General features: G+C 67.1%; 1 pseudogene. It reads left to right on the top strand.

Annotation, left to right across the window (positions count from 1 at the left end):
- Positions 1 to 49: 49 nt before the first annotated feature.
- Positions 50 to 322, top strand: a pseudogene (locus ADK36_RS15835) (carbohydrate ABC transporter permease); the annotation flags it as partial.

Here is a 322-nt window from a genome sequence, read left to right as displayed (position 1 = left end):
GCGCGAACAAGTTCGCGCACCTGCTCGGCGAGCAGGGGGTGTACAAGAAGTGAGCCTCAACACGCAGCTCATCCGCAGCCTCAAGGCTCCCGCCCGCCCCGTGTGGGAGGAGCCGCCGAGCAAGGCCGGACTCACCGCCAAGAGCGCGTTCCTGGCGCTCTGCTGCCTGGGCGTGCTCGGGCCGCTGTGGATCGTGATCGTCACCAGCCTCTCTCCCAAGTCCGTGATAGACCGGGTCGGCGGTCTCGTCGTCATCCCCCAGGGCATCACCTTCGTCAACTACACGGAACTGCTCAGCGGCGGTCAGGTCAGCCGGGCGATC

Origin of the sequence: Streptomyces viridochromogenes (assembly GCF_001270495.1) — a bacterium.
GTDB lineage: Bacteria > Actinomycetota > Actinomycetes > Streptomycetales > Streptomycetaceae > Streptomyces > Streptomyces viridochromogenes_A.
Note: the sequence above shows the minus strand (reverse complement) of the source record. Positions and strands in the feature narration are given on the sequence as shown.